Annotated in this window: 20 protein-coding genes and 2 pseudogenes; 11 read left to right on the forward strand and 11 right to left on the reverse strand. The window is 56.7% G+C overall.

Annotation, left to right across the window (positions count from 1 at the left end; all coding sequences use genetic code 11):
- Positions 1-49: 49 nt before the first annotated feature.
- The 6 genes from fhuB to hrpB form a co-directional block, all read right to left on the reverse strand.
- Entirely contained in the window at positions 50-2038 is a 1989-nt protein-coding gene (fhuB, locus tag J9880_RS03795) for a Fe(3+)-hydroxamate ABC transporter permease FhuB (protein ID WP_131693865.1), read from the reverse strand.
- The gene (gene fhuD / locus J9880_RS03800) at positions 2035-2937 is read right to left on the reverse strand and encodes a Fe(3+)-hydroxamate ABC transporter substrate-binding protein FhuD (protein ID WP_095924709.1); all 903 of its coding nucleotides are present in this window, start codon (positions 2935-2937) and stop codon (positions 2035-2037) included. Before fhuD ends, fhuB begins: the two co-directional genes overlap by 4 nt.
- Before the next feature lies 1 nt (position 2938).
- A complete protein-coding gene (gene fhuC / locus J9880_RS03805; protein ID WP_095924708.1) occupies positions 2939-3751 on the reverse strand; it encodes a Fe3+-hydroxamate ABC transporter ATP-binding protein FhuC in 813 nt (270 codons plus the stop codon).
- A 208-nt stretch (positions 3752-3959) separates the two neighbouring features.
- On the reverse strand, positions 3960-6188 hold the full coding sequence (fhuA, locus tag J9880_RS03810) for a ferrichrome porin FhuA (protein WP_232770104.1): 2229 nt from the start codon (positions 6186-6188) through the stop codon (positions 3960-3962).
- Positions 6189-6481: 293 nt separating this feature from the next.
- A complete protein-coding gene (mrcB, locus tag J9880_RS03815; protein WP_119827045.1) occupies positions 6482-9115 on the reverse strand; it encodes a bifunctional glycosyl transferase/transpeptidase in 2634 nt (877 codons plus the stop codon).
- 206 nt (positions 9116-9321) lie between these two features.
- Positions 9322-11766: an ATP-dependent helicase HrpB gene (hrpB, locus tag J9880_RS03820; protein WP_232770441.1), complete on the reverse strand. Its 2445-nt coding sequence runs from the start codon at positions 11764-11766 to the stop codon at positions 9322-9324.
- A gap of 96 nt (positions 11767-11862) precedes the next feature.
- Between hrpB and thpR the strand changes: the two genes are divergently transcribed.
- The 6 genes from thpR to folK all read left to right on the forward strand — a co-directional run bounded on the left by thpR (position 11863) and on the right by folK (position 17120).
- On the forward strand, positions 11863-12405 hold the full coding sequence (thpR, locus tag J9880_RS03825) for an RNA 2',3'-cyclic phosphodiesterase (protein ID WP_131693868.1): 543 nt from the start codon (positions 11863-11865) through the stop codon (positions 12403-12405).
- 41 nt (positions 12406-12446) lie between these two features.
- Positions 12447-13166, forward strand: coding sequence for a DNA/RNA nuclease SfsA (gene sfsA, locus J9880_RS03830; protein ID WP_232770105.1), 720 nt, complete (start codon positions 12447-12449; stop codon positions 13164-13166).
- Positions 13167-13395: 229 nt separating this feature from the next.
- The gene (gene dksA, locus J9880_RS03835; protein ID WP_095924702.1) at positions 13396-13851 is read left to right on the forward strand and encodes an RNA polymerase-binding protein DksA; all 456 of its coding nucleotides are present in this window, start codon (positions 13396-13398) and stop codon (positions 13849-13851) included.
- Positions 13852-13914: 63 nt separating this feature from the next.
- A complete protein-coding gene (gene gluQRS / locus J9880_RS03840; protein ID WP_232770106.1) occupies positions 13915-14799 on the forward strand; it encodes a tRNA glutamyl-Q(34) synthetase GluQRS in 885 nt (294 codons plus the stop codon).
- A 519-nt stretch (positions 14800-15318) separates the two neighbouring features.
- On the forward strand, positions 15319-16644 hold the full coding sequence (gene pcnB, locus J9880_RS03845; protein ID WP_205948428.1) for a polynucleotide adenylyltransferase PcnB: 1326 nt from the start codon (positions 15319-15321) through the stop codon (positions 16642-16644).
- Positions 16641-17120 carry a 2-amino-4-hydroxy-6-hydroxymethyldihydropteridine diphosphokinase gene (gene folK / locus J9880_RS03850; protein ID WP_095924700.1) on the forward strand — a complete coding sequence of 160 codons (480 nt, stop codon included), beginning with the start codon at positions 16641-16643 and terminating at the stop codon, positions 17118-17120. The genes pcnB and folK overlap by 4 nt, the downstream gene beginning before the upstream one ends.
- A 5-nt stretch (positions 17121-17125) precedes the next feature.
- Here folK and qseC read toward each other — a convergent pair whose 3' ends face one another.
- Complete coding sequence (qseC, locus tag J9880_RS03855) at positions 17126-18484, reverse strand: quorum sensing histidine kinase QseC (RefSeq protein WP_165497968.1); 1359 nt, start codon at positions 18482-18484, stop codon at positions 17126-17128.
- Between the two features lie 5 nt (positions 18485-18489).
- Entirely contained in the window at positions 18490-19167 is a 678-nt protein-coding gene (gene qseB, locus J9880_RS03860; protein ID WP_133823174.1) for a quorum sensing response regulator transcription factor QseB, read from the reverse strand.
- 157 nt (positions 19168-19324) lie between these two features.
- Between qseB and panB the strand changes: the two genes are divergently transcribed.
- The 3 genes from panB to panD all read left to right on the forward strand — a co-directional run bounded on the left by panB (position 19325) and on the right by panD (position 21477).
- Positions 19325-20119 carry a 3-methyl-2-oxobutanoate hydroxymethyltransferase gene (gene panB, locus J9880_RS03865; protein WP_119827057.1) on the forward strand — a complete coding sequence of 265 codons (795 nt, stop codon included), beginning with the start codon at positions 19325-19327 and terminating at the stop codon, positions 20117-20119.
- A 14-nt stretch (positions 20120-20133) separates the two neighbouring features.
- Entirely contained in the window at positions 20134-20988 is an 855-nt protein-coding gene (gene panC, locus J9880_RS03870) for a pantoate--beta-alanine ligase (RefSeq protein ID WP_095924697.1), read from the forward strand.
- A gap of 108 nt (positions 20989-21096) precedes the next feature.
- Entirely contained in the window at positions 21097-21477 is a 381-nt protein-coding gene (gene panD / locus J9880_RS03875; protein WP_015698614.1) for an aspartate 1-decarboxylase, read from the forward strand.
- Between the two features lie 43 nt (positions 21478-21520).
- Here panD and J9880_RS03880 read toward each other — a convergent pair whose 3' ends face one another.
- Together J9880_RS03880 and J9880_RS03885 are read right to left on the reverse strand one after the other, a co-directional pair.
- Positions 21521-22291, reverse strand: a complete 771-nt coding sequence (locus J9880_RS03880) for an ABC transporter permease (protein WP_095924696.1) — start codon at positions 22289-22291, stop codon at positions 21521-21523.
- On the reverse strand, positions 22291-23214 hold the full coding sequence (locus tag J9880_RS03885; RefSeq protein ID WP_095924695.1) for an ABC transporter ATP-binding protein: 924 nt from the start codon (positions 23212-23214) through the stop codon (positions 22291-22293). The genes J9880_RS03880 and J9880_RS03885 overlap by 1 nt, the downstream gene beginning before the upstream one ends.
- 135 nt (positions 23215-23349) lie before the next feature.
- On the opposite strand from J9880_RS03885, the gene can reads away from it, so the two are divergent.
- Positions 23350-24006, forward strand: a complete 657-nt coding sequence (gene can, locus J9880_RS03890; RefSeq protein WP_095924694.1) for a carbonate dehydratase — start codon at positions 23350-23352, stop codon at positions 24004-24006.
- 148 nt (positions 24007-24154) lie between these two features.
- On the opposite strand, the pseudogene J9880_RS03895 reads toward can, so the two are convergent.
- Positions 24155-24280, reverse strand: a pseudogene (locus tag J9880_RS03895) (phage integrase); the annotation flags it as partial.
- Between J9880_RS03895 and J9880_RS03900 the strand changes: the two are divergent.
- Positions 24271-24803, forward strand: a pseudogene (locus tag J9880_RS03900) (replication endonuclease); the annotation flags it as partial. The pseudogenes J9880_RS03895 and J9880_RS03900 sit on opposite strands and share 10 nt — an antisense overlap.
- Positions 24804-25200: the final 397 nt, after the last annotated feature.

The following is a 25200-nucleotide window of genomic DNA, read 5'->3' on the forward strand; positions in this document are numbered from 1 at the left end:
AAAGAAAGATCCGTTCTCAACATCTCCCTTTTTTATTCGCTGAAACTTTCTATTTCGCCTGCTTTCTCAGCAGATAAATAAAGTACGGTGCGCCGATAAAGGTGGCGAGCAAACCGGCGGGGATTTGATCCGGGAAGATGATCATCCGTCCGCACCAGTCCGCAAAGACCATCAGCAAACCGCCAAGCACACTGGCGACCATCCACTGCGGGATTGCCCTGCGGAACCCCATCATTCGGGCCATATGCGGTGCCATCAGGCCGACAAAACTCAGCGGCCCGACCGTCAGTGTCGCGGCAGCCGTCATCACCGCTGCCAGCAACAGGATCGCCACCCGGGTGGGTGTCAGCGCCAGACCCACCGATCTCGCCGTCACGCTGCCCAGCGGCAGGATGTTAATCCAGCGTCGGCAGAACGGCACAATCATCATGGTGACCGCAGCCAGAGCCAGCGTGCGCCACGCGGTGGCGGCAGTGACAGAATAAGTCGAGCCTGAGAGCCAGGTCAGCAGGCCGCCCATGCGCGGATCGCCGCTCGCCAGCAATAACGTCATCAACGTGGTGAACGCGGTACTGAGCGCGATACCGGTCAGCAACATGCGTTCGGCAGAGAAACTGCGCAATCCCGAGGTGACCATAATCACCAGCAACGTCAGCGCCGCACCGGCACTGCCCGCCGGCAACAGCCAGACAAACGCATCGCCCGGCACGATAAACATCATCACTACCACGCCGGTCGCCGCGCCGGAACTGATCCCCAGCACTTCCGGACTGGCCATCGCATTGCCGGTGAGTTTCTGGATCAGCACGCCGGACGAGGCCAGCATCACGCCCGCCGCCAGCGCCGCCAGCACGCGCGGTAAGCGCCACGGCAGCAGCGCCTGTAAATCGGCACCGGTTGACCAGCTCCAGCCGGTCGCGTTGCGTCCGGCCATCAGCGCGACCATCAGGCCGAGGAACAGCACGGCGAGCGCCAGCGACACCCAGCGCACCAGATGCTGACGTTCATCGGGCACATGGTCGCCCTGATCCATCGGCGGCGGTGTCATGTTATTGCGCAGACGCGGCAGCAGCCATAACAGCAGCGGCGCGCCCACCAGCGCCGTGGCGGCACCGGTCGGAATTTCCATCCAGAAGGGGGTGATAAACTGCATCACCTGATCGGTGAGCCACAACAGCAGCGCACCGATCACCGGTGCCAGAATAAGGCGCGCAGGCAGACGACGCGCGCCGAGCATTTTTGCCAGCAGCGGTGCAAACAGGCCGATAAAGCCGATGATGCCCACCGCATTGACCAGTTGCGCACTCATCAGGATCGCCAGCGTCAGGACAGCAAGACGCGCCGCTGACAGCCCGAGACCGAGGTTTTTGGCGACGCCGTCATCCAGCCCAAGCAGGGTCATCGGCCGCTGCAACAGAAACGCCAGCAGCCAGACAATAATCAGGCGCGGCAGCAGGAAATTCGCGACATCCCAGTCCTGCTGGTTCAGCGCCCCGCTGCTCCACATGTACAGGCTTTGCAGGTTCTGATAGTTGAAGATGCCGATCAGGCCGTTCACCGCACCGCAATACAAGCCGAGCACCAGACCGGCGAGGATCAGCGTGACCGGTGACATACGTTTGCCCCAGGCGATACCAAACACCAGCGCACCGATGACCACAGCCCCGGCCATGGCGGCAAACTGCTGAGTGATCATCCCGCCCGGCAGCGCCCACAACGTGGCGACGGTCAGGCCGAGCTGCGCGCCCGCCGAGACGCCAAGCGTCGCGGGTTCCGCCAGCGGATTGCGTAAAACCTGCTGAAACAACAGACCGACCAGCCCCAGTCCGGCCCCCGCCAGCAAGGCCACGGCGACGCGCGGCAGCAGGCTGTAGTGGAAAAGCATCTGCTGAACGTTATCGATATCCGGCTGCCACAATGCGCCGCGCCACTGCGCATAAGGCAGTTGCTGATGAAGGTTGTAAATGCTGAGCGCACCGGCGGCCAGCGTCAGAATAATCAGAAGGATCAGCGACACGCTGAGCGAACGGCGGCTCATAGGGGTTTCCCCAGGGTGCGGGTTAACAATTTGCAAAAATTCATCGCGCTGAAAGTGGCGCCGTAATACCACACGGCAGGCACGATGCTGAACTGGTTTGCGCGCACGAACGGCATGGATTGCCAGAGGGGCGTTTTCGCGACGGCGGCCATCATGTCGGCGTTGTCGTGTTCGAAACACAATACGCGGGCATTTTTAATGCTGGTCAGTCGCTCGACGCCGACCGAGACACTGCCCCAGAAACTGCCTTCGCCTTGCCAGGCGTTGGTCAGTCCGAGTTCGCTCATCACTTCATCGAACATGCAGCCCACACCAAACACCAGCACATGACGCGTATCGATAAAGGTGATCAGCAATAACGGCTGCTGCGCGACGGGCTTCAGTTGCTCGCGGGTCTGCGCCAGAGTGTCGCGGTAAAGCTGCAAATGCGTTTCCGCACGATCCTGTAAACCGAGGGTATCGGCCAGTTTATGCAGGGAACTGATCGCCAGATTGAGCGGTTTTGCCGAGCCGTCGTTAGCTTTAACGCCCAGCACCGGCGCGATGGATTCAAGCTGGCTGATGGTCGGGCCGTAACCGGTGGTGATCAGCAGCAGCGAGGGTTTCAGTTGCTGGATCAGTTCCATGTTCGGTTCAGTACGCTGACCGACGTCAATCACGCCCGGTGCCAGCGGCGGTTCAACCACCCAGGTGTTGTAATTGCGGATATCGGCAATCGCCAGCGGCATCACGCCGAGTGCTATCAGCAACTCGGTGGGCAACCATTCGAGGGTAACAATGCGGCTGAGATCGGGGCGCGACGCCGACAGCGCAGGCAGCGACGTCAGCAACGGGGAAAGCGCCATCATCTGCAACAGACGGCGACGGGTTAATCCGGAAAAGTTTGAAATATCAGACATATCAGTATACGAAGCTCACCGGCGCGCCACCCGCAGGATGCGGCAGGATACCCATCGGAATACCATAAATTTGTTCAAGCACATCGCCGCGCATCATCTCTTCCGGCGCGCCCTGTGCAATCATTTCGCCACCGCGCAACGCCATCAGCTGATCGCAATAACGGGCGGCCATGTTCAGGTCATGCAGCACCGCGATCACGGTTAAGCCTTTTTCACGGCTCAGACGCTGGATCAACGCCAGCACGTCTTTCTGATGCGCGATATCCAGCGCAGACGTCGGCTCATCCAGCAGCAGGCAACGGCTGTCCTGCGCCACCATCATCGCCAGCCAGGCGCGCTGACGTTCGCCGCCGGAGAGGCTGTCCACCAGACGGTGCGCGAAGGGTTTAAGGCCGACCAGCGCAATGGCTTCTTCGACCTTTTCTTTATCCTGATGTTTGAAACGCCCGAGCGCGCCGTGCCACGGGTAGCGGCCAATCGCCACCAGTTCCTGCACGGTCATACCTTCTGCGGCAGGAAGTTGCTGTGGCAGGTACGCCACCTGACGCGCAAAGGCTTTGCTGTCCCACTGCGCCAGCGGCGTTTCATTGAGGTAAATCGTTCCGGATGTCGCGGACTGATGCCGCCCGAGCATTTTTAACAACGTCGATTTCCCCGACCCGTTGTGACCGATCAGGCCACACACTTTGCCCTGCGCAAAGGTCAGGGATAATGGCGCGAGAAGCGTGCGTCCCGGGACGCTGAAACTCACGTCCTGCAGGCGGAAGACGCTGTCTGGCAGCGGGGAAGACGGATGTACGTTGTTATCAGGCATAAGATTTTCTACGTCGACATCTGGTTGAGAACAGGAAACGGGCACGACCTGCGTGCCCGGATTTTGGTGCTTACGACTCCATCGATATCCTCAGTAATTCTGGTTGCAGACAGCCGACAAGTGCGCGAATCCCCGGGCGCTTAGTCAACGAAGTGACCGGGGTGAACGAACGCCGTCAACGCATCTGCAGCCTGAAGTACGACGGATATCAGAAACGGAATGTGGCGGTGGCTACGACCTGGCGATCCGAACCCCAGTAACAGGCGTAATCGCGGTAGCAGCTGGCGACATATTCGCGATCCAGCAGGTTGTTAATGTTCAGGCCAACGGAAGAACCCTGCATGCCGAAGCGACCCAGATCGTATTTCACCGTCGCATCCACCAGCGTGTAGGAAGAGACGTTGAAGGCTTCATTGGCTTTGTCTGCATTTACGCCATTGGTGGTGTAGAAGCTGGAGCTGGCACCGACATAACGCACACCGGAACCGAGGGTCAGACCGCTGAGCGCCGTTTCGTGGAAGGTATAATCCGCCCACAGAGAGGCCATATTTGCGGGCACTTCAACAGGACGTTTGCCTTCGAAATTGGTGTCATGCGTGTATTTGGCATCGGTATAGGTGTAAGACGCCGTCACGTTAATGTTGGCGTTAACCGCCGCTTTGGCTTCCAGTTCCAGACCACGCGAACGAATTTCACCGGACTGAACGCTGAAGGCAGCATCAGACGGGTTGGCCGTCAGGTTTTTGTCTTTCGTCAGTTGGTAAACCGCTGCCGTCACGCTGATCGGACGATCGTTCGGAATGTATTTGATCCCGGCTTCGTACTGTTTACCCATGGAAGGATCGAACGGTTGCCCTTCTTTGGAAGCACCCGCGGTCGGTTCAAAGGATTCGCTGTAACTGAAGTATGGCGAAATACCGTTGTCGAACAGGTAGTTCAGGCCACCGCGCCAGGTGAACTGCTGGTCATTAATCTGCGACGCGCTGTCGGCCGTGCGGGTGTAGGTTGAGCTTTTCGCGAAGTCGTAACGGCCGCCGAGGGTCAGGATCCACTGGTTCCATTCAGCCTGATCCTGCGCGTACAGGCCAGTTTGTTCCTGACGGTTAAGGATCTGATACGGGAAGTACAGGGACACGTTGCCGTTGCCATATTGCGGATTCGCCAGATTCAGGTTACTTGCGCTGCCGTAATCGGCGTCAATGTCGTTACGCATACGCATGTAATCAACACCGACCAGCAGGGTGTGATCAACATCGCCGGTGCCGAATTTAGCCTGAGCCTGTGTATCGACGTCAAAGTTCGCCAGCTTCTCTTTGGACTGAACATAGCTGCGCGTAATGTTGCCGTTACCGAGGTAACCGAAGCCATAGACAGATTTATATTCAGTATCAAGTTTGGTGTAACGCAGGTTCTGACGAACCGTCCACGTATCATCAAACTGATGTGCGAAGCTGTAACCGACCATTTTCTGAGTGCGGGACATGCGGTTACCCGCTTCACCCTCGTTGAAATCGGTCGGCAACTTGTGGGCTTTCCCGTCGGCGTCGTAATACGGCACCACGGTGCCTTCACGCGGCAACCAGCCATAGTATCCCGCATCCGGATCGTTCTGGAAATTGCTCAGGAAGGTGAAGTCAGTTTTATCATCAGGACGCCATGAGAAAGACGGCGCAATCGAATAACGTTTTTCTTTCGCCATTTCCTGCTGTGCATCCTGACTGCGCGCCACGCCGGTCAGACGGTAGGAATAGACACCTGCGTCATCAATCGCATCGCTGAAGTCAAAACCGGTCTGGTACAGGTTGTCTGTACCCATTTTGAACTGCACTTCTTTCAGCGGTTCGGTGGTCGGACGCTTGCTGACCATGCTGACAACGCCGCCAGGGTTACTTTTGCCGTACAGGACAGAAGACGGTCCGCGCAGCAGTTCAACACGCTCAAGCATGTACGGATCCATCGAGACTTCGGAGTAGTTATCCCCCTGAAGTTTGATGCCGTCGAGATACTGGTTGGTGTTCACAGAAGTGAAGCCACGGATTGCCATGGCATCAATGGTGTTAGAGCTGCCGCGGCTGGCAAACACACCGGCTGTGTAGCCCAGCGCTTCTTTCACGGTGACAGGCTGCTTCATGTCCATTTCTTCGCGGGTGACCACGGAAATAGATTGTGGCGTCTTCACCAGTGGCGTGTCGGTTTTTGTGCCGGTCGCGCTGTGTTTTGCCGCGATAGTGGCCGCCGGCCCCCACGCAGATTCGGGTGCCGCTTCGGCCATTGCCGAGCTGGTCACGTTGATGGTGTCTTCAGTGGCAGGCGCTGTGGTCGCGGCACCTGCGTAGAACGCGGTGGCGCTGAGTGCTGCGGTAATGGTTAAAGCTAACGTCCGACGCTTGAATGCGCCTTTTTGGACTGAGTTTGAAAGCGAGCGTTGAGAAGCCATTGCATAATCTCTGGAGGAGTAATGGGAATGTAAACGATAATTATTATTATGACCGTCGCATATTATGCTCAATGCTTACGCGGCTGCAAGCCTATTTAATGCATAGATTGTCCGAATGAATAAAAAGTATCCCCATGTTAAACATGGGTAAAAACGCCTATAAATTAAACGGGAATGAATGTGACAAGCTTGCGGGAAATGTAAATTATGGCGGGTAAATTGGGATGAAGACCGGCAAATAAAAAAGGCGCAATTCTCATTGCGCCTTTTAGGTTTATTGAATCAATCGTTTATCAGTTGCCTGAGCCAAACATATCCTTGATCCAGCCCGCCACACCGTTGCTGTCTTTTTTCTCATCCTGAGACTGAGGCTGTTGCCCGGATTGCTGCTGTTGTTGCTGTTGCTGTTGCTGCTGCTGCATCTGTTGTTGCTGCTGTTGCTGAACCGCGCTCACTGACGCCTGACACATGGCATCCGGTGAATCAGTCCAGACCGGAATTGAACGCACCGCGCCACTCCCGCCCAGCAAGCCGCCGCTGTCGCCGCCGCAGACAAAGTTACCGCTGCCATCAATATTCATCGTATTGATGCCTTCCGGCATTTGCAGATCGAGCGGCTGAGGCGTGCCGTTTTCCAGATAGCGTCCGTAAAGCACCAGCGCACCGGTAGAACCCCACAGTTTAGACGGGCCGTTGTTATCGCGGCCAACCCAGGTGATCGCCACCTGATTGCCATCGATACCGGCAAACCAGCTGTCACGCAGTTCGTTGGAGGTCCCGGTTTTCGCCGCCAGATGCAGTTTCGGGAACTTGTTAGCTAATGCGCGGGATGTCCCTTCCTGCACCACCTGCTGCATCGCATACAGCGTCAGATACGCCGCCTGCGACGGGATCACACGGATGGCCTGCGGGAAGCTCTGATAAAGCACCGTGCCGTCTTCCGCAATCACCGAGCGCACCGCAGACAGTGGCGCTTTGTTGCCGCCGCTGGCAATGGTCTGGTATTCCTGCGCGACTTCCATCGGCGTCAGCGCAATCGCACCCAGCAGCATCGACGGCGTCTGGTTCAGGGATTCTTTCGGGATCCCCAAATCAATCAGCGTTTTGGTGATGTTATCCAGCCCGACTGCCATCCCCAGATTAACCGTCGGGACGTTCATCGAACGCGCCAGCGCATCCACCAGCAGCACCTGACCACGGAACTGATGGTCATCGTTTTTCGGCGACCAGGTCTGGCCGTTCGCCAGTTTCAGGGTCAGCGGCTGATCGGCAAGAATGGTATTCAGACGGTATTTATCCGGCTGAGACAACGCGGTCAGATAGGTCGCCGGTTTCGCCAGTGAGCCAACCTGGCGGCGTGCCTGCATCGCACGGTTGAAGCCCGCGAACTGCGTTTCCGCGCCGCCGACCATCGCCCGCACTTCGCCGGTATAACGGTCAACAATGACCATCGCCGTTTCAATGTCATTCAGGCCGCTTTTCTTACGCAGTAAAGGAATGCCTTCCTCGACCGCTTTTTCCGCCGCATCCTGAGAAATCGGATCCAGCGTGGTGAAGATTTTCACCCCGGACATGTCCTGAACTTTATCGCCCAGTTTCGCCTGAAGTTCCTGACGGACCATCTGCATAAACGCCGGTTGCGGCGAAATCACCCCGCCCTTCGGCTGTACGCCCAGCGGACGCGCGCTCAGCATGTCATACAGTTCCTGATCGATAACTTTCTGCTCGACCAGCAAACGCAGCACCAGATTACGGCGTTGCAGCGCCATCTGCGGGTTACGCCACGGGTTATACAGCGACGCGCCTTTCACCATACCGACCAGTAACGCCTGCTGATCCAGACTCAGTTCGTTCACCGGACGGCCAAAGTAATACAGGCTCGCCAGCGGGAAACCGCGGATCTGATCGGAACCGCTCTGGCCGAGATACACTTCGTTCAGGTACAGCTCAAGAATGCGGTCTTTGCTGTAATCCGCATCCAGCAGGATCGCCATAATCGCTTCACGCGCTTTACGGCTCAGTGAACGCTCGTTGGTCAGGAACAGGTTTTTCACCAGCTGCTGCGTCAGCGTTGAACCGCCCTGCACCGCATGACCGGCGGTCAGGTTCGCCAGCACCGCACGGCCGATGGAATAGAAGTTGATGCCGTCGTGTTCATAGAAATGACGGTCTTCCGTCGCCAGCAGGGTATCGACCAGCAAATCCGGGAAACCGGAACGCGGCACGAACAGACGCTGTTCACCGTTGGCATTAGATGCCTGCAACATGGTGATCAGACGCGGATCAAGGCGGAACAGCCCGAAATCACGCTGGTTATCCAGATTTTTGATCTCTGACAGGCTGTTGCCGTCAAACATCAGACGGGCATTCACCTGCCCTTCTTTCCCTTCCGGGAAATCAAACGGACGACGCAGCAAATCGATGTAATTCGCGTGCACTGTAAACTCGCCCGGACGGGTGATGCGCGTCACTTCGCGGTATTGCGTGCCTTCCAGCAGGCCGACCATTTCGGCTTTGCTGATCGACATATCCGGCTCAAGGTTGACCTGACGGCCATACACCGCCGCAGGCAGTTGCCAGACTTTACCGCCATCAATACGGTCGTGAATTTGCTTGTTGAGATAAACCGCGTAAATCCCCAGCAAAATGAGGAAGACGACAAACAGTTTGACTAACAACCAGAACAGACGGCGCTTCTTGCTTTTCTTGCCGCCTTTACTCGCTTTACGCGGCGGCGCTTTACGGCTCATGCGCGACTCCCGTTCTTCTTCGTAGTCATCATCATCTTCATACTCGTCATCGATTTCCTCTTCGTATTCTTCATAGTCGTCATCCCGACGGCTACGGCGAACGGGACGAGCCCGCGCAGGCTTGCGCCCGGCAGGTTTACCTTTACGGCCAATCGGCTCGCGATCATCGCCAGACATCAGTCAATCTCCCAACGTGCTGCTGTGTTCGTCATAATGATTCTGCTTAGCTGAGTCATTTTCATTTTAGCATTCAAAAAACGCGATATTTCAAACAGATAATCTCTCTGGCCTGAATTCAGGCCGCAAGGCGCTTACTCTGTGCCCCGCTTTAGATTTCGCACAGAAGAAATGTCTGAAAAATTGTGCTTTTCATGCACATTTCATCAGGGTGCTGAAGACTTCTTGGTGCGCCGCGTCGGCAGCGCTTGCGCCGGATTGTCCGGCCACGGATGTTTCGGATAGCGCCCTTTCATTTCTTTCTGCACTTCACGGTACGAGCCCTGCCAGAACGCCGCCAGATCGGCAGTGATCTGCAACGGACGCTGTGCCGGAGACAGCAGTTCCAGTACCACGGCAACGCGGCCTTCCGCCAGTTGCGGGCTGCGTTGCTCGCCGAACATCTCCTGCATTCTCACTGAAAGTGCCGGTGGCTGGTCTGCATGATAACGGATTGGCAGACGACTGCCAGTCGGCACGGTGTAATGGGTCGGTAACGCGCTGTCCAGACGCTGACGCTGTTGCCAGTCCAGCAACCTTAACAAGGCATCATGTAAATCAACCTGTTGCAGCGATTTTAACGAGCGGACGCCCTGTAAAGAAGGCTGTAACCAGCGTTCCAGACCGTCGAGCAAAGCCTGATCGTCAACCGCTGGCCAGTCCGCTTCCGGCAACCATTTTGCGGCGCAGAGAAGTCGCACGCGCAGTTGTTCTGCCGCCACCGACCAGTTCAGCGCCTGTAAACCCTGCGTGCGGATCCAGTCGATCAGCGCCTGTTGCAGCTCCTCATCGTCCGGTTTTGCCAGCGGGTTGGCTTTCAGCACCAGCCGTCCGATCTGCCAGCGTCGCCAGGCGCGCAACGTGCCTTTTTCCTCATCCCATTCCACCGCCGTCTGTTCTTTAACGACATCGGGCAGGCGTGACGGCAGTTGTGTGATGTCCAGCGCCATCGCCAGCAAAATGCGGGCATCCGGGCTGTTGTTGCCCTGCAATAACTGCGGCGCGACCAGCCACGGCGCCCGGGTTAATCCGTCATCCTGCGGCAGCGAGGCGCCGAGTCCGTTCGCCAGTAAATAGCGGCCGTCTTCACCGCGGCGTTGCGCAATACGATCACTGAATGCCCGCGCCAGTAACCACGGCGCGAGCGAGGCATCCGGCTCACCGCTTTTTGCACCGGTACGCTGCGCCAGCTGTTTTGCCCGCCGCTGCCAGTTGCCCTGCGGACGGCTGAACCAGTAGTCCAGATCCGGCAATCCGCCGCGTGGCGGTTCTTCGAGCATGGCCGCGAGCAGCGCCGCCGTGGCCAGCGCATCGGGGCTTTGTGCAGCGGCTGATATCAGCATCGCCGCCAGCCGTGGCTCACAGCCCAGTTGCGCCATACGCTGTCCGGCGGCGGTGAGTTTGCCCTGCGCACCGGTCGCGCCAAGTTGCTGTAACAGGTTTTTGGCGGCTGACAGCGCGGCGGCCGGTGGCGTATCCAGCCACTGAAGTTGTGCCGGATCCTGACAGCCCCACTGCAATAATTCCAGCCAGAAACTGCTCAGATCGCTTTGCAGGATTTCGGCTTCCGCCTGCGCGCTGGCACGTTCCGCCTGCTCCTTGCTGAACAAATGCCAGCACATGCCCGGCTCCAGACGTCCGGCACGGCCCGCGCGCTGGGTCATCGAGGCCTGACTGATGCGCTGCGTCACCAGCCGCGTCAGGCCGCTGCGCGGATCAAACTGCGCGCTGCGTTCCAGACCGCTGTCGACCACCAGACGGATGCCTTCGATGGTCAGACTGGTTTCGGCAATGTTGGTCGCCAGCACCACTTTGCGGCGTCCGGCGGGGGAAGGCTGAATGGCTTTTTGCTGCTGTTCTAACGACAGCGCGCCGTACAGCGGGCAGAGATCGACATCCTGCGCCAGCCTGCCGGTCAGTAAATTTTGCACGCGGGTGATTTCCGCCACGCCCGGTAAAAACAGCAGCATCGAGCCGTGATTTTCACTCATCAGGCGGCTGACCACGCGCGCGACGCCTTCGTCCAGCCGTTCGTGCGTGGCAAGAGAAAGGTACTGGCGCTCCACCGGAAAACTGCGGCCTGCGGATTCGATCACCGGCGCATCCGGCAGCAAGGAGGACAAACGCAGGTTGTCGAGCGTCGCCGACATAATCAGGATTTTCAAATCATCACGCAGGGCATTTTGCACGTCGAGCAACAGCGCCAGCGCCAGATCGGCCTGCAAACTGCGCTCATGGAATTCATCGAGGATCACCAGCGATACGCCGGTCAGTTCCGGATCCGCCTGCACCATGCGGGTGAGAATGCCTTCCGTCACCACTTCGAGGCGGGTCGCGCTGCTGGTTTTGCTTTCGGCACGCATGCGATATCCCACCGTTTGCCCCGGCGTTTCCCCCTGTTGCTGCGCCAGACGGAAAGCGACGTTTTTCGCCGCCAGACGGCGCGGTTCAAGCAGCAGGATTTTGCCCGGCAGGTTAGCCTGTTTCAGCAACTGCAACGGCAACCAGGTGGATTTACCGGCACCGGTCGGTGCCAGCAGCAGGACCTGGGGTGCCTGTTGCAGGGCGGCTAAAAGCGGTTCGAGTACGGCGCTGACCGGCAAAGAAGACAATGAATTCTCCATGAGAGTTAACATTAAACGGCGGGCATTGTAGCATTTAGCCCCACATCCGGCATGTTGCCGTGATTTGTCTGCCCAGGAAACGCTATGTCTGCCGAACGCCGCTTGTTTTTTGCTTTATCACTGCCTGCAAAATTGCAGAAACACGTGATTCAATGGCGTGCGGATCAGTTTCCGGCTGAAACAGGGCGTCCGGTCGCGGCGGCCAATCTGCACATTACGCTGGCGTTTCTCGGGGAAGTCAGCGCCATCAAAGAAGCCGCACTGACCCGCGTGGCGGGACGCATTCAGGGGCAGAAATTCAGCCTGCAACTCGATGATATCGGCCACTGGCCGGGATCCGGCGTGGTGTGGATTGGCACAAAGCGCGCGCCCAACGCCTTATTGCAGCTGGCGTCCGTTTTGCGATCTCACGCGGCACGCAACGGTTGCCATCAGAGTACACTGCCGTTTCATCCGCATGTGTCGCTGTACCGCAGCGCGACGCGTCCGGTCGCCATTCCCCCGACCACGCCCGGCTGGCCACTGGAAGCCACTGAATTCAGTTTGTACGAATCCCTGTTTGAGCGGGGGCGTACCCGTTACCGCTGCCTGCAATCCTGGCCGCTGGGCGAAACGTCGTCCGCCTGACGTTGCTTCATTTTACTCAAAGATTTCACACGGAAACTTTCATGCACTTCGAGCCTGCGCTTCAACCTGCCACTCTGGTCAAACGTTACAAACGTTTTCTCGCGGATGTGATCACGCCCGACGGCACGGAACTGACCCTGCACTGCGCCAACACTGGCGCAATGACCGGTTGTGCCACACCGGGCGACACCGTCTGGTATTCCACTTCCGACAATCTCAAACGCAAATATCCGCACAGCTGGGAACTGACCGAAACCCGGCAAAATCACTGGATTTGCGTCAATACGCTGCGGGCAAATCAGCTGGTGCGCGAGGCGATTCTTGAGCAGCGAATAGCGGAATTATCCGGTTACAGTAAATTAACCGCAGAGGTAAAATATGGCGCGGAAAACAGCCGTATAGACTTGATGTTACAGGCAGAAAATCAACCTGACTGCTATATTGAAGTGAAATCTGTCACGTTACTGCAACAGGAAGGGGGATTCTTTCCCGATGCAGTCACACTGCGCGGTCAGAAGCATTTACGCGAATTACAGTCGATGGCAGAACAGGGGCAGCGGGCGGTACTTTTCTTCGCTGTTTTACATTCAGGCATTGAAAGCGTGTCCGCAGCACACCATATTGATCCGCGTTATACCGAATTACTGACGTATGTTCAAAAGAAGGGTGTTGAAGTGATGTGCTACGGTGCTGAACTTTCTGCTGAGGGTATCCGCCTCACAAAAAGATTACCGCTGGTGACGACATCATTGAACGGATAACCCTGTATTAACCTGTCGGCGGCATAAAAAACAGGTCGCGAATACGCTTTTCCTCACAGGCTTGTCAAGCACCTGCGAGGAATAATTGCCAACCTCGTTGCCTTCTGTTATTTATAGCGGCCTGATTTTTTCCCCCGTTGGGGATCGAAATGTTCGAAGCCTGCATGTTGCAGTCATATGCGGCATAAAAAGCGGATGAACATAGTGCGTGTTATGTAGGAGAAGCATCATGCAAGAAGGCCAAACCCGTAAGACGTCGTCCTTGAGCATTCTCGCTATTGCTGGGGTGCAGCCATACCAAGAGAAGCCGGGCGAAGAGTACATGAACGACGCTCAGCTGGCTCACTTCAAAAAGATTCTTGAAGCATGGCGCAATCAGCTCAGGGATGAAGTGGATCGTACCGTTACGCACATGCAGGACGAAGCTGCGAACTTCCCTGATCCGGTCGACCGTGCCGCTCAGGAAGAAGAATTCAGCCTCGAACTGCGTAACCGTGACCGTGAACGTAAGCTGATCAAAAAGATTGAAAAAACACTGAAAAAAGTGGAAGACGAGGATTTCGGTTACTGCGATTCCTGTGGCGTTGAGATTGGCATCCGCCGTCTTGAAGCACGTCCGACTGCTGATTTGTGTATCGACTGTAAGACTCTGGCAGAAATCCGCGAAAAGCAGATGGCTGGCTAAGTCCCGGGTTCCACGCGGTGCGTCATGCACCGCGTTCCCTTTTAAACTCTGTCCCCCATTCTTATGCCGCAAGCACAACACTACACAGGCCGTTTCGCTCCCTCACCTTCCGGTGACCTGCACTTTGGTTCCCTGATCGCCGCCCTTGGCAGTTATCTGCATGCCCGCGCGCAAAATGGCATCTGGCAGGTGCGTATTGACGATATCGATCCGCCGCGTGAAATCCCCGGCTCTGCTGACCGTATTCTGGCGACGCTGGAACGCTACGGGCTGGAATGGGATGGCGAAGTGGTATGGCAATCCAGACGCCACGACGCATACCGCGCTGTGCTCGACGACTTGTTTCAGCAGCAGAAAAGCTATTACTGCACCTGCACCCGCCAGCGTATTGCGCAGAACGGCGGCACTTATGACGGCCACTGCCGTGACCTGAACCTCAGCCCGCAAAATGCCGCCATCCGCCTGCGTCAGACCCTGCCGGTGTACGGTTTTGATGATGATTTTCAGGGACATTTGCACGCCAATGCCAGATTGGCTGAAGAAGATTTTATTATCCGCCGCCGCGACGGGCTGTTTGCCTATAATCTGGCGGTGGTGGTCGATGACCATTTTCAGGGCGTCAATCATATCGTGCGCGGCGCGGATCTGATTGAACCCACCGTGCGCCAGATGTCGCTGTATCAGCATCTGGGTTATCCGCAGCCGGGCTATCTGCATTTGCCGCTGGCGCTTAATGAGCATGGCGACAAACTTTCCAAGCAAAATCACGCGCCTGCGCTGCCCGAAGGCGATCCGCGACCGGTGATCGTTAACGCCCTGAAATTTTTAGGCCAAACGCTGCCGGAAAACTGGCAGGATCACACTTTGCCTTTATTATTACGCTGGGCAACAACGCACTGGACGCCGTCGCAGATACCCCGTCAGCGCGCTAATGCGCAGCAGATGTGACTTCGGCATTCTCAAAGCGCCTGTCGTGAGCTATGATTAGCCGCTGTTTTTGCGTCACGCCAATTTTTTCAGTCACTATCGAGGTGTACCATTTTTACCCGAGTAGCCAATTTTTGCCGTAAGGTGCTAGTTCGTGAAGATAAAGTCGTTCGTGAAGAAAAGGCTGTTCATGACGACGCCGCGCTTCAAGGAGAACCCCGTCGCGAGGAGAATTCCCGTCGTGATCCGTCTCCTGTGGCCGAAGGCAATGTGAAGGCAAAAAATCCTGAACGTCGTGACGACGAACAACGCCGTGAAAACCGCGGCCGTCGGGAAGACAATGCGAACCGCGGTGAGCGCCGCAACAATAACAACCGCCGTTCCTCGCCGTATCAGCCGCGTGGCGAACGCACTGACGCCCGTGGCGATCGTCATAACGATCCGCGTGCCGGGCGCAACGAACCGCGCGCCCCGCGTTCTTCTGTCGAACATGTGCAGAAACCGCGTCCGTCATTTGATTACGCCGGTGAAACCCGCGCGATGACCATTATTCCCCGCGATGAGCACAACATCTCTCGTCGCGATATCAGCGAAAACGCCCTGAAAGTCCTGTACCGTCTGAACAAGTCTGGCTTTGAAGCCTTCCTGGTCGGCGGCGGCGTGCGTGATTTGCTGCTGGATAAAAAACCGAAAGACTTCGATATCACCACCAACGCCACGCCGGATCAGGTACGTAAACTGTTCCGCAACTGCCGTCTGGTCGGTCGTCGTTTCCGTCTGGCTCACGTGATGTTTGGCCCGGAAATCATCGAAGTGGCCACTTTCCGTGGTCACCACGAACAGCACGAAGAAACCGAAGACAAAAACGTTTCCCAGCAGGCCGTGAACGGTATGCTGCTGCGCGACAACATTTTCGGCACCATTGAAGACGACGCCCAGCGCCGTGACTTCACCATCAACAGCCTGTATTACGGTGTCGCGGACTTTACCGTGCGCGATTACACCGGCGGTCTGCGCGATCTGGAAAATGGCATCATCCGTCTGATCGGTGATCCGGAAACCCGTTACCGCGAAGATCCGGTGCGTATGCTGCGCGCGGTGCGTTTCGCAGCCAAACTGAACATGACCATCAGTCCGGAAACCGCCGGGCCGATCCCACGTCTGGCGACGCTGTTACAGGAAATCCCGCCGGCACGTCTGTTTGAAGAATCGCTGAAGCTGTTGCAGTCCGGTTACGGTCTGGAAACCTATAAAAAGCTTTGCGAATACCAGCTGTTCCAGCCGTTGTTCCCGCTGATTGCCCGCCAGTTTACTGAGCAGGGTGACAGCCCGATGGAACATATTCTGCTGCAGGTGCTGAAAAACACCGACCACCGTTTGCATAACGATCAGCGCGTGAATCCGGCGTTCCTGTTTGCGGCCATGCTGTGGTATCCGGTGATTGAGCATGCTCAGAAACTGGCGCAGGAAGGCGGACTGACTTATTACGACGCGTTCGCACTGGCGATGAACGATGTACTCGACGAGCAGTGCCGTACGCTGGCGATTCCGAAACGTATTACCACACTGGTGCGTGACATCTGGGCGCTGCAACTGCGTCTGTCACGTCGTCAGGGCAAACGTGCGCATAAGCTGATGGAACATCCTAAGTTCCGCGCGGCGTATGATTTACTGGTGCTGCGTGCTGAAGTCGAACAACACCGCGAATTGCAGAGTCTGGCGCAATGGTGGGGCGAGTTCCAGGAAGCGACACCGGCTTCGCAGAAAAACATGCTCGGTACGCTCGGTGACGACGCGGCACCGGCACGCCGTGCACGCACGCGCCGTCCGCGTAAACGGGCTCCGCGTAAGGACGGCGGTCAATGATCCGCGTTTACCTGGCGCTGGGCAGTAATCTTGCCCGTCCGCTTGACCAGGTAAACTGTGCGCTGGAGGCGCTGGCACATTTGCCGCGCACCCGCTTTGTGGCCGCCTCCCCGTTTTACCGCAGTAAACCGCTGGGGCCGCAAGATCAACCCGACTATCTGAACGCCGTCGTGGCGCTGGATACGTTATTACCGCCGGAAGAATTGCTCGATTGCACACAGGGGATTGAGCAAAATCAGGGCCGGGTCCGCAAGGCTGAACGCTGGGGACCCCGGACGCTGGATCTGGATATGCTGATTTACGGCGATCAGGTGATCAACACCGAGCGTTTAACGGTGCCGCATTACGACATGAAAAACCGCGAGTTTATGCTGTATCCGCTGGCCGATCTGGCACCTGAACTGGTGTTTCCGGATGGCGAAACGCTGCAAAGCCTGCTTGCCCGCGTTCCGCTGAATGGCCTGACGACATGGTAAGTCGCTCAGCGACTTACCCGCACTTCCAGTCCGCCCTCTGCCTTATTTTTATAAACCACCTTCAGATGATGTAACTGCGCGATCCGTTGCACGATCGAAATCCCTAATCCGCTGCCGGTTTGCTCCTGTCCCGGTGGCCGGTAAAAACGCTCTCCCAGACGCGCCAGATGTTCATCACTCATGCCCGGCCCCTGATCTTCCACGGTGATCCCCTGCCCGTCCAGCCGCACGGTGACGCAGGTTCCGGCCGCAGAATAGCGGATGGCGTTATCCAGCAGATTGCGCACCATCAGCGACAGCAGCAGCGATTGCCCGCGCACCGGGAACGGCACGCCCTGATCTTCAAACCGCAGTTCGATGCCTTTACGGTGGGCGCGGTGATCCTGCTCTGCCAGACTTTGGGCGATCAGCATTGACCAGTCGATACGTTCCAGTTCTTCCGGTCGGGAAAAGCTTTCCAGACGCGACAGGGTCAGCAACTGATCCACCAGCCGCGTGGCGCGATCAATACTGGTGGTCAGGTTCTCCAGCGCATGTTCGCGCATCAGGGCATCGTCGCCGGAAAGCTGCACCACTTCCGTCTGCACCCGCAAGGCGGCCAGCGGGCTGCGCAGCTCATGCGCCGCGTCCGAGGTAAACCGGCGTTCGCGCACCAGCATTTCACGGGTACGGTCAAACAGGGAATTCAGCGCGTTCGCCAGCGGCAACACTTCACCGGGCAGCTTTGCGGCATCAATCGGCGTGGCGTCTTCAGGCGAACGCTGACGCAGTCCTTCCGCCACGCGGCGCAGCGGCCGCAGTTCCAGGGTCACCATCACAATCAGCGCCAGTAACAATACCGGCAGCGAGGCCAGCCACGGCGTCAGCTGGCCGCTGACCAGACTCCATGCCATGTCATTGCGGTAATCCTGCTCCTGCCCGACGGCGACGCGATATTGTCCGTCCGGCGAGGTCAGCCAGACCATGCGCCAGGCATCGTCGTCTCCTCTCAGCCCGGCATCGCTAAAGCCCTGCGTGTCACCGTCAAAGCGGATGCGCTTGCCGTTTTCGCCGTCATTGAGCAGCATCCGCCCCTGAAGATTGAAGATGGCAAAGGTCAGCGCATCGTCATCGGTATGACCGCGCGAGCCTTTGCGGACCATTTTTTTGGTGTCCGGCAGTTCGGCATCTTTTTGCAGGTTGAGGCGGTCGCCCAGACCGGTGGCCGCCAGTCGCTTGGCGAACAGCATCTGCTGGGTATCAAAGACTTCGTTGATGTGTTTGCGGGTCTGATGCCAGGCCACACCGCTGGCGATCAGCCAGGTGAGCAGCGCCAGCACCGAAAACAGCAGGATCAGGCGCAGGCGCAGACTCAGGTTTCTCAGTTCCCTCACGCCGGTTCTCCTGCCGGTGCGTCGCCCAGCGTATATCCCACGCCATGCACGGTGCGGATAAAGCCTTTGCCGAGTTTGCTGCGCAGATGGTGGATATGCACTTCCACCGCGTTGCTGCTGACCTCGTCGTCCCAGTTGTAGAGTTTTTCCTGAATCAGCGTTCGCGCCAGCACGCGGCCTTTGTTGTTGAGAAACAGCTCCAGCACCGTCACTTCGCGCGGCGTCAGCGTCACCGTCTCGCCGTGAAGCGTCACACTGCGGGCAGCGGGATCGAATTCCACCGCGCCATGGGTCACTTTCGGGGTCACCACGCCGTGACGGCGGCGGATCAGCGCCTGCAATCGGGCGGCCACTTCCACCAGCGCGAACGGTTTACACAGATAATCATCGGCACCGGCCTGCAATCCGCTGACGCGCTCTTCCAGCGCATCGCGCGCGGTCAGGATCAGCACCGGCGTATCGCGACCGGCCTTCCGCCATTCGCGCAGCAACGCCATGCCGTCCATCCCCGGCAGGCTGAGATCGAGAACCACGGCATCGTAAGGCGCACTGTCGAGCGCCGCCTTGCCGGTCAGCCCGTCGGTAAACCAGTCGAGCGTAAAACCCAGTTTTGTCAGCCCGGCCCTGATGCCGTCGCCGATCATTTTGTCGTCTTCAATCAGTAGAATTCGCATGGTTCCCTCCGTTTTTTTCATTATAGGCGACGCTTCTTAATCACTTCTTAAGACGGGGATCACCCTGCCGCCTGTCGAACTTGCTGTCTGCCTTCCTGCTCATACAGTAGAATACCGGCATCATATTCATCCGATGAATTATTCAAAGGTACGTGTCATGAAACCCACCACATTGAGCCAGCTTCGCCAATGGAAGCAGGAAAAACATAAATTTGCGACCATTACCGCCTACGACGCCAGTTTCGCGCAGTTGTTTGCGGAACAGGGCATCTCAGTGATGCTGATCGGCGATTCTCTGGGCATGGTCGTTCAGGGGCAGGATTCCACGCTGCCGGTCACGGTAGAAGACATTGCTTATCACACCCGCTGTGTGCGCCGTGGCGCGCCTCAGGCGTTATTGCTGGCTGACCTGCCGTTCATGAGTTACGCCACGCCAGAGCAGGCGTTTGAAAGCGCCGCCGTGCTGATGCGCGCGGGCGGCAATATGGTCAAACTGGAAGGCGGCAGCTGGCTGTGTGACACGGTCCGTATGCTGACCGAACGCGCCGTGCCGGTGTGCGGCCACCTGGGGCTGACGCCGCAGTCAGTGAACATTTTCGGCGGCTATAAAGTGCAGGGTCGCGACGAAGTGGCGGCCAATCAGCTGATCAAAGATGCGATGATGCTGGAAGAAGCCGGGGCGCAACTGCTGGTGCTGGAGTGTGTGCCGGTGGATCTGGCGCGCCGCGTGACCGAAGAACTGAGCATTCCGGTGATCGGCATTGGCGCGGGTAATGTGACTGACGGGCAGATCTTAGTGATGCACGACGCATTCGGCATCACCGGCGGCCATACGCCAAAATTCGCCAAAGACTTCCTCAGCGAAGCGGGCGATATTCGTGGCGCGGTGCGTTTGTATGTCGATCAGGTCGCGCAGGGCGTGTATCCGGGCGAAGAACATTCCTTTAAATAAACGGGAGAAGGCTGGTGCTGATAATTGACAGCGTGGCGCTGCTGCGTCGCGAAATCCGTGATTTCCGCAAGAACAACAAACGCATCGCGCTGGTGCCGACGATGGGCAACCTGCACGAAGGCCACATGACGCTGGTGGAAGAAGCCAAAGCGCGTGGCGACGTGGTGGTCGTGAGTATTTTCGTTAACCCGATGCAGTTTGAGCGTCCGGATGATCTGGAACGTTACCCGCGCACCTTGCAGGAAGATTGCGAGAAGCTGAATAAGCGCGGTGTGGATCTGGTGTTCGCCCCTTCTCCGGCAGAAGTGTACCCGAAAGGGCTGGCGACCCAGACGCAGGTCGATGTGCCGGTGATTTCCACCATTCTGGAAGGCGCGAGCCGTCCGGGACATTTCCGTGGCGTCTCGACCATCGTCAGCAAGCTGTTCAATCTGGTGCAGCCGCAGGTGGCCTGTTTCGGCCAGAAAGACTTCCAGCAACTGGCGCTGCTGCGCACCATGGTGGAAGACATGGGTTACGACATCGAGATTGTCGGCGTGCCGATTGTGCGCGCCAAAGACGGTCTGGCGCTCAGTTCCCGTAACGGCTATCTGACGGCCGAAGAACGTAAGCTTGCGCCGCAACTGAACAAAATCATGAACGCGCTGGCGGAACGTCTGAGCCAGGGTGAACGTCATACCGACGAAATGTTGCAGGAAACCGCGCAGCAGCTTCGCGAAGCGGGCTTCACGCCGGACGAACTGTTTATCCGTGATGCGAAAACCTTGCAGGAATTGTCCGTCGACAGCACCTCAGCGGTGATCCTGATGGCAGCATGGCTGGGTAAAGCGCGACTGATTGATAATCAGGAGGTTGATCTGACGCAGTAGACAGCGCAGGTCAAATGGGCAACTATGTTGGCCGCCGGAAACTTCGGACTTTTCAGACCGTCCGACCGGCGGATCCCCAGACTTTTTACGCACGAAGGGTCATACGCAATGGTACGTACAATGCTGCAAGGCAAACTGCACCGGGTTCACGTCACTCAGGCAGATTTGCATTACGAAGGCTCCTGCGCCATCGATCAGGACTTTCTCGATGCCTCAGGCATTCTGGAATACGAAGCAATTGATATTTATAACGTTGATAACGGTCAGCGTTTTTCGACATACGCCATCGCGGCAGAACGCGGTTCGCGTATTATTTCGGTCAACGGCGCGGCAGCGCGCTGTGCCTGTGTCGGCGATCTGCTGATCATCTGTTCTTACGTGCAGATGTCAGATGAACAGGCCCGCCAGCACCAGCCGAAAGTGGCTTATTTCGAGGGTGAAAACCAGCTGAAACGCACTGCCAAAGCCGTGCCGGTTCAGGTGGCCTGATAAAACGCCTCCCCTTCGCAGGGGAGGCGGGAGCACAGAAAAATCAACTTCTCAGACCACGCCCGCGCTCAATCAGATACCACGCCAGCAAATAAAACACCGCAATAAACGCCACCAGTACGCTCATGGTAAACACCAGCGGCACGTCTGAAATCCCCAGAAAACCGTAGCGGAAACCGCTGATCATGTAGACGATCGGGTTCAGCTTGGACACGGCCTGCCAGATTGGCGGCAGCAGCGACAGCGAGTAGAACACACCACCCAGATAAGTCAGCGGCGTCAGCACAAAGGTCGGGATCAGGCTGATGTCGTCAAACGTGGTCGCAAACACCGCGTTCAGCAGACCGCCGAGCGAGAACAGGATCGCGGTCAGCAGAAGCGTCAGCGCAATGATCCACCAGGAGTGGATCACCAGGGGCACGAAGAACAGCGAGATCGCCGTGACCAGGATCCCCACGCAGATCCCGCGCGCCACACCGCCGCCGACATAACCGGCGATCACCACATGCGTTGGCACCGGCGCAACCAGCAGTTCTTCAATATTGCGCTGAAATTTGGCGCTGAAGAACGATGAAGCGACATTGGCGTAGGAGTTAGTGATCACCGCCATCATGATCAGACCCGGCACGATAAACTGCATGTAGGTGAAACCGTGCATGCTGCCAATCTGGGAGCCGATCAGATTCCCGAAGATGATGAAATACAAGGTCATGGTGATCACCGGCGGAACCAGCGTTTGGATCCAGATACGGCCAAACCGGTTGATCTCTTTCATCCAGATACTTTTAAGTGCCACCCAATACAATTGCGACATTATTTCTTTTCCTCACTGCCGTTCACCAGCGTGACAAACAGCTCTTCCAGACGGTTCGCCTTGTTACGCATACTCAATACCTGCACACCCTGCTTACTCAGCTGGCTGAACAGGGAGTTCAGCCCCTGCTCGCGCATTACTTCTACTTCCAGCGTTGAGGTATCCGTCAGTTGGCTGCGATAGCCTTCCAGCACCGGCAGCGGGCTTTTCGCACCTAAATCCAAAATGAAGGTTTCCGATTTCAGCTTCGACAGCAGCGCTTTCATGCTGGTGTTTTCCACCAGTTCACCGCCCTGAATGATGCCGATATTACGGCACAGCATTTCCGCTTCTTCCAGGTAGTGCGTGGTCAGAATGATGGTGGTGCCCTGCGCGTTCAGCTCTTTCAGGAAGCCCCACATCGAGCGGCGCAGTTCGATATCCACACCCGCCGTTGGCTCATCAAGGATCAGCAGTTTTGGCTCGTGCATCAGCGCACGGGCGATCATCAGACGGCGCTTCATCCCGCCGGACAACATGCGCGAACGCTCGTTGCGTTTGCCCCACAGATCCAGCTGCGTCAGGTATTTTTCTGCACGTTGCAGCGCCAGCGGACGCGGCACGCCGTAATATCCGGCCTGATTGACGACCACCTGCATGACGGTTTCGAACGGGTTGAAGTTAAATTCCTGCGGCACCAGCCCGAGCTGGCGTTTGGCGTTGACGATATCTTTATCGATGTCGTAGCCAAACACCTGCACTTTACCGGCGGTTTTATTGACCAGTGAACTGATGATGCCAATGGTGGTGGATTTACCCGCACCGTTCGGCCCAAGCAGGGCATAAAAATCGCCGGCTTCGACGCGCAGATCGATTCCACGCAAAGCCTGTACACCACCGGCGTAAGTTTTGGTTAACTTTTCCAGTTCCAATGCATAATTCATAAAGGGAGCGTACCTTCTTGTGAAAACCCTGTTGTAAGAATGAGTAGACGGAGATGCCGAATCAGTTTGAAAAGTCGGGGCATTGCCCTATATTACTCCATCGCAGTCAGCTCGTAATACAGGCTATTAACCTCAATGAACGACATAGAAAGACTCATCAGCAATAACGCAGCCTGGTCCAAAACCATGATTGATGAAGATCCTGGTTTCTTTGAGCGGCTTTCCCAATCTCAAAAACCCCGTTTCCTGTGGATTGGCTGTTCTGACAGCCGTGTTCCCGCCGAGCGCCTGACAGGGCTTGAGCCGGGCGAACTGTTCGTTCACCGTAACGTTGCCAACCTGGTCATCCATACCGACCTTAACTGCCTGTCCGTGGTGCAATATGCTATCGACGTGCTGGAAGTTGAACACGTGATTATCTGCGGTCACTACGGCTGTGGCGGTGTGCAGGCGGCGGTTGAAAACCCTGAACTGGGTTTGATCAATAACTGGTTGTTGCATATCCGGGACATCTGGTACAAACACAGCTCCCTGCTGGGCGAACTGTCGCCAGAAAAACGTCTCGATAAATTGTGCGAACTGAATGTGGTCGAGCAAGTGTATAACCTCGGTCACTCCACGGTGATGCAATCGGCCTGGAAACGCGGCCAGAAAGTCACGCTGCACGGCTGGGTATACGGCATTCTGGACGGACGTCTGCGCAACCTCGACGTCGATGCTACCAGCCGCGAAACGCTGGAACAACGCTACCGTCAGGGCGTCTCCGCCCTGCTCAACGGCGACCCGCAATAACAAGCCGCACTACTCTACAGAAATTCAAAAAACAAAAGGCACAAAAATGTGCCTTTTTTACCATTTATTTTTCCTGCACTTACAACGCGATCACTATAAATCAATGAGTTATATGCGGTGTAAGCAGCTACAAGCCCTACAAAGATGCTTAGGTGTGGACACTATGTGGACACTCCAGCCCCGCTTTTCCCCTCAGTGGATTGAAGGAAATCGCGTCCTGCAGGAAGTCCGGAGCGAAGTGAGCATAGACCATTGTTTGGTTAATATTCGCGTGGGTACATCGCGAAGAATATCGACGGTTACGCACAGGAAGGCGAACGCGTCCACGAAACCGGCGAGCTTCTGACGGACTCAGTTGCTGCTGTTACCGCCTGGGCTGCAACATGGCATACCGCAGTTTCATCCCATCGGTTTACCTACAATGGGTTCATACCGTGAGTGCCGCCGCATCCGTTCCATCAGTCTGACGGAAACCTTTGACGAAGAAGTGGAAGCCGTTCGCGCTGCTGCTGATGCCGGTGATTTTATGGCTTACATGTCAGCCCAGGGCGGAGCTAATATACCGCGTGAAGATCAGACGGTGCGCGTAGCACGTCGCGTTGCTAATGAACTGAATGCCTACGATGAAGAGGTGAAAAAGGTTGTGGAAATTTTCGCGCCCCACCTCGGCGAATCACATGTATATGAAACGCGCACCACTCAATGGCGCATCGTTGCTTCTGCCGTTGATTCTGAGGTTTTGACCGCAAAAAGCGCCTCCGGCACGCCTTGGAGTCCTGTAAATAACTGTGGAAAGGCTCAGGTAGTATTCGGGCCGGATTCCCCTACCATGCCTTCAAAGCTTGGTTGTGTGGTGATGAAATTAGGTGAGTTCGAGGAGATTGGATGGGGTTAACCAGATCTATTTAACGCAAATAAATCGTATTCATTAGACAACATTGTTCAATCAATAATAACTCTGAAGTTTTAATACTTTAAAGCAGGAGGCTAATCACTTATACATGAATTTCAATTTTACACTACTCAAGATTAAGCTATCTTCTTCGCGCGCAGTGTCATCTCTTGGCGCGCCCTCCCAGGAAAAGCGGATTGTAGAATGCTATATCCCCCCTAATCAGCCCATAGTCTGGTTTGACAAGCTCATACGATCACACAATCGTTACTCAACATTCTTCAACGATCACACATTTCACT

The organism is Rahnella victoriana (genome assembly GCF_021276285.1).
Lineage (GTDB): Bacteria > Pseudomonadota > Gammaproteobacteria > Enterobacterales > Enterobacteriaceae > Rahnella > Rahnella victoriana.